General features: G+C 63.0%; 4 protein-coding genes. 1 reads left to right on the top strand and 3 read right to left on the bottom strand.

The genetic code is table 11. The features are described 5' to 3' along the window. Nucleotides 1–175: 175 nt before the first annotated feature. Together M0954_RS13280 and M0954_RS13275 are read right to left on the bottom strand one after the other, a co-directional pair. Entirely contained in the window at nucleotides 176–2323 is a 2148-nt protein-coding gene (locus M0954_RS13280) for a pyridoxamine 5'-phosphate oxidase family protein (RefSeq protein ID WP_297353669.1), read from the bottom strand. 51 nt (nucleotides 2324–2374) lie between these two features. Then, nucleotides 2375–3022, bottom strand: a complete 648-nt coding sequence (locus tag M0954_RS13275) for a glutathione S-transferase family protein (protein WP_297353668.1) — start codon at nucleotides 3020–3022, stop codon at nucleotides 2375–2377. 116 nt (nucleotides 3023–3138) lie between these two features. On the opposite strand from M0954_RS13275, the gene M0954_RS13270 reads away from it, so the two are divergent. Continuing rightward, nucleotides 3139–4050: a LysR family transcriptional regulator gene (locus tag M0954_RS13270; protein WP_122158540.1), complete on the top strand. Its 912-nt coding sequence runs from the start codon at nucleotides 3139–3141 to the stop codon at nucleotides 4048–4050. A gap of 26 nt (nucleotides 4051–4076) precedes the next feature. On the opposite strand, the gene M0954_RS13265 is transcribed toward M0954_RS13270, so the two are convergent. Further along, entirely contained in the window at nucleotides 4077–4604 is a 528-nt protein-coding gene (locus M0954_RS13265) for an Lrp/AsnC family transcriptional regulator (protein WP_074268942.1), read from the bottom strand. Nucleotides 4605–4639: the final 35 nt, after the last annotated feature.

Below are 4639 nucleotides of genomic sequence, written 5' to 3'. Positions count from 1 at the left end.
TGGTGAAGCCTTCGCTTGCTCACTTTGAAGAAGAGCACAAGCGTGAGCGCTTTCGTCGAGTGACGCTTAGCCGGGGTCCGCGACGTTTTCCGCCGGTGCGTCGGGCGGGGTGAAGAAAGCGGAGTGAACTGAGTGGAATGGGGTGAGCGGCTGGCTACGGATAGCCGCCGCGTGACTACAGGTCGAGCACCACGGTCGACTCTTCCCCAGATCCTGTTCTCGCGGGTATCGCCGAGCAGATCAACGCATGCCCCGGTGCAACCTCTCCCTCGATTGGCACTGGGTAAGTGACCTCGCCCGACACCAAGCGTGTCGAGCATGTCCCGCATACGCCGGATCTGCAGTTGGATTGCGCCGGCACGTCGTTGGCTTCGGCGAGGTCGAGTAGCGATCCCGTTTCCTTCGACCACATCGCATCGCGGCGTGTCCGCATGAATACGACTTTCGACACCTGCGCGGGGTCCGCAGCCGGCACGGGCACCTGCGCGACCAGGGCAGTCGCAGCAACCTCCGCAGCCGGAGCAACAACCGCGCTCTGAGCACGCTTGACGCTCGCGGGCCCAAAGGCCTCGAAACGAATCCGGTCATCCGCGATATTCAGCGCACGCAGACCGTTATAGATGTCCTGCATAAACGCGCCAGGGCCGCACAGGTAAAAATCGTAATCACCGAACGGCAGCACGCGTTTGAGGAACTCGATATCCACGCGTCCCATGGAGCGCACTCCATCTTCCGGCATTGCCTCGCTGGGCCGGCTGTCGCGCAGATACACCGAGACCTGCGGATGCGTGGCGGCCACAGCCATCAACTGCTCGACGAACGGATGATCGTTGGCGTCGCGTGCGCCGTGAACGAAGTAGATGTGTTCGGGCTGCGCGTCCCCACGTTGGCTAGCGAGCAGGCTATTCAGCATCGCGATCATCGGTGTAATGCCAATGCCCGCCGACAGCAGCACAACCGGACGCGCGTTAGCCCGCACCAGCGTAAACGCGCCTGACGGAGCCTTGGCCTCGATGATTGCACCTTCTGTGATGTGCTCATGCAGCCACGTCGATGCGACACCTTCGCGCTTTACGGTGATCCGGTAGTGGCGGCCGTGGTCCGCGTCGGAGAGCGTGTATGTCCTGATCAGCGGTGACGCATGTCCAGCCACGTTCAACCGAATGGGCAGAAACTGGCCCGGTTCGAAACGCGGCAATGTGGCGCCGTCCACCGGTTGCAGATAGAACGAGCGCGCCGTCGGCGTTTCTTCGCACACCTCGACCACCTTCAGTTGACGCCACGCGTTTGCAGCCGGAACGACCGCTTCGGGCTGCGTTTTCCAGCTACCCGTCTTCGCGAGTTGAGGGGCGTACTGCACCGCCGACCAGCGAAACGGCAACACGCGCGGCGTGCGCCGCACCTCGCGGACATGAAAACGCATGAGGCGCTCGGCCGCCTCGTACGACGCAACTTCCGCGCCTTCCCAGATGATCTCGGCATCTACGGCGAGGTACAGCAGATCGCCGCTTTCGAAGTCGATCGCGAGCAGTCCCGCGCGCGGATCCTGAAGCAGGTTACCAATCGTATTGAAGAACAGATTGCCGCTGAAATCCGGCACGGTCAGCGTGTGCGCGTCATCGATGCGGATAAAGCCGGGCTTGCCGCCACGATGCGACACATCGGCGCCACGCGCCAGACCGGCCTCGCTGGAAGCATTGGCGGTGGCGATAAAAAACGTGTCCGCACGTGACAACAGTGCACGGTCGGCGTCACTGAGTTCGGTGGACAACTCCGGCGTGATGGGCTCTTCCTGTGCAGAGGAGATAAAACTCGGCGCGCGGCTTTGAATATATTTGGCGCAGTTGCCGAAGCTCTGACTGACGCTGAACGTGAGCGCGTCCTGATCGATCGCACTGACCACGCCGTTGACACGATTGCGCCGACGCGTAGCCGGCTGAATACCAAGCCCGCCGATCAGCGAACCGACCTGCCACGACGCCGCCAGCGGATCGCCCGGCAGCGCACGCGCGGCGATGCGCACAGTCCGTTCATCAGGAGTCGAAACGAAACCCGGTTCGCCGACCCGCAGCGTGGCCCATGGCTTACCGCTCGCATCGAGTCCGCTCAACACCATGAACGGCTGTTCCGCGAAAAACGCGCGATGCTGCTCGGGCATATAGTCGCGGATTCCGCGGCGTGCGTCGACGTTCATGCGTTCCCGCACGCCGACCCGCTCCTGCGCTGCGAGCTCACCCACATGAAAGGGTGATTCGGCGGCGCGCCAGCCGGGCGCGGGAACGCGAACTGGGGCAGACGCAGAGGGCGGAGCAGGGGTAGACATGATGACCTCGATGGACAGTCAGCGTTGGCAGGCGTAGCACGCCTGCATGAGCTATGAGGCCTCGGCGAGCAAACCGGCTTTGCTCGCAGGCATTGGCAAGAAGCGCGGCAACGCTTCGACTCGCTTCAGCCACGCACGGATATGCGGGTACGGCTCAAGCGACACGCCACCTTCAGGCGCGTGCGCGATATACGAATGCGCCGCGATATCGGCAATCGTCGGCGTTTCGCCGACTGCGAACCGCTTGTCGCTCAACTCGGCGTCGAGCACCTCGAACAGACCTGCAGCGATCGTCTGCGCCGTCTCCAGGTGACGCGGCGCGCCGAACAAGGTGACCAGCCGCGCAGCACACGGGCCGTAGGCGATCTTGCCTGCAGCTAGCGAGAGCCAGCGCTGCACCGCGGCGGCTCCGAACGGATCCAGGGGCAGCCACGACGGATCGCCATATTTGTGCGCAAGGTATACGAGGATCGCATTCGAGTCACTCAGCACCACGTCGCCGTCTTCGATCACCGGCACCTCGCCGAACGGATTGAGCGCGAGATGCGCGGGCTTGCGGTTGTCGCCGGCTGCCATATTGAGTTCGACCACCGTGAACGGCAGATCGAGCATCGTCAGGAACAGTTTGACGCGGTGGCCGTGGCCGGACAGCAGCGTCGTATGCAACCTGATGGGTTGAGCGGGCTTGGTAGAGGACATCGGGTGCTCCGTGAAGCGAAGTGAAATTCGGGGTGTTGAAGAAGCTTATGCTTCGCCGACTGACCTGAGAAGATGGATAATCACGGTTACTCCATCCTCTTAAAGTGGACAATCGAATGGCTAGCGCGAGCGATGTGAATCTCAACCGGCTGGCGGTTTTTGTCGCGGTGCTCGAAGCCGGCTCGTTGACGGCCGCGGCCGAGCGGCTGGGCATCGCCAAGACCATGGTCAGCACCCATATGCAGCGGCTCGAAGCGGAAGTGGGGGCGAGCCTGCTGGTGCGCACCACGCGGAGGATCAGCGTCACCGAGGCGGGCAGGGCGTTCTACGAAGCGAGCCGGCAAATCCTCAGCATTGCCGACGAGGCGCTGCAGGCGGCGGGAGATGACGGCGGCGCGCTGCGCGGCACGCTGAGGGTGGCGACGCCGGTCGACTATGGTGCGATCGTGGTGGCGCCGGTGCTCGTGGCGCTGCGGCAGCAGCATCCCGAGCTGCACATCGAAATGGTGTCGAACGACCGGTTGGTGAATCTGCTGGCGGAGGGTATCGACGTGGCGATCCGCGTGGGAAAGCTGGCCGATTCGAGCCACCGCGCGGTGAAGGTCGATAGCTTCGAGCGCTGGCTGGTGGCGAGCCCCGCGTTTGTCGAGGCGTGGGGCACGCCGACCACAGCCACGGCGCTGGCGCGGCTACCGTTCGTGGGGAACGCAGTGTTGGCGAAGCCGTTGACGGTTTCGCTCGAAAATTCGCGTGGCAAGAAGCAGACGGTCCGATTCACCGCCGGGTTTCTTGCGGACACCGCGCCGGCGTGCCTGGCAGCGACGCTAGCGGGCGGTGGAGTCGGAGCGCTGACGAATTTCTCGGTGGGTGAGAATGTCGCGGCCGGACGTCTCGTCCGCCTGCTGCCGGACTGGTCGACGCCCGCCGCCGGCATCCATGCGCTGTTTCCGCCTGCGCGTTATACGCCGCCCAAGGTGCGGGCTTTTGTCGATGCACTGCGGGCGCATATCGGGTCGGAAGCGGCGTGAATTAAGACCTAGGTTTCGTTTGCCGTTCATCGCCAGTCCGTTGAAACATCGTCCGGGTCGATCAGTGTCAGTCCCGACGATGGCAACGGCAGCGCCGTCTTGTACCGCACCTGTTTGAGCGCGAAGCTGGAGCGGATGTTCGAGACGCCCGGTATTTTCGTCAGATGTTCGAGGATGAAGCGCTCGAGCGTCTGCATATCCGGCATCACGACGCGCAGCAGATAGTCCGCGTCGCCCGTCATCAGATAGCACTCCATTACTTCCGGGCGCTCGGCGATGGCCTGTTCGAAGCGCTGCAGCGCTTCTTCCACCTGTTTCTCCAGACTCACCTGAATAAACACGTTGATGCGCAGCCCGAGCGGCTCCGGATTCAGCAACGTGACCTGTTGCTTGAACAACCCCAGCTTCTCGAGCGCGCGCACCCGGTTAAAGCACGGCGTGGGCGACAGGTTGACCGCGCGAGCCAGCTCGGAATTGGTGATGCGGGCGTTCTGCTGCAACTGGCTGAGGATGCCGATATCGATGCGGTCCAGCCGTTTCGGCGTTGTTGTCATAGATGACATATTCCGTAAATGAGCGTCTACGAAGA

Source organism: Paraburkholderia sp. (genome assembly GCF_026225065.1).
Classification (GTDB): Bacteria; Pseudomonadota; Gammaproteobacteria; order Burkholderiales; family Burkholderiaceae; genus Paraburkholderia.
The sequence above is the reverse complement of the archived record's forward strand: the minus strand, read 5'-3'. Positions and strand labels throughout refer to the sequence as shown.

Coding starts and splice junctions, on each gene's coding strand:
- M0954_RS13280 (WP_297353669.1), bottom strand. CDS start 2,323: ATGTCTACCCCTGCTCCGCCCTCTGCGTCTGCCCCAGTTCGCGTTCCC.
- M0954_RS13275 (WP_297353668.1), bottom strand. CDS start 3,022: ATGTCCTCTACCAAGCCCGCTCAACCCATCAGGTTGCATACGACGCTG.
- M0954_RS13270 (WP_122158540.1), top strand. CDS start 3,139: ATGGCTAGCGCGAGCGATGTGAATCTCAACCGGCTGGCGGTTTTTGTC.
- M0954_RS13265 (WP_074268942.1), bottom strand. CDS start 4,604: ATGACAACAACGCCGAAACGGCTGGACCGCATCGATATCGGCATCCTC.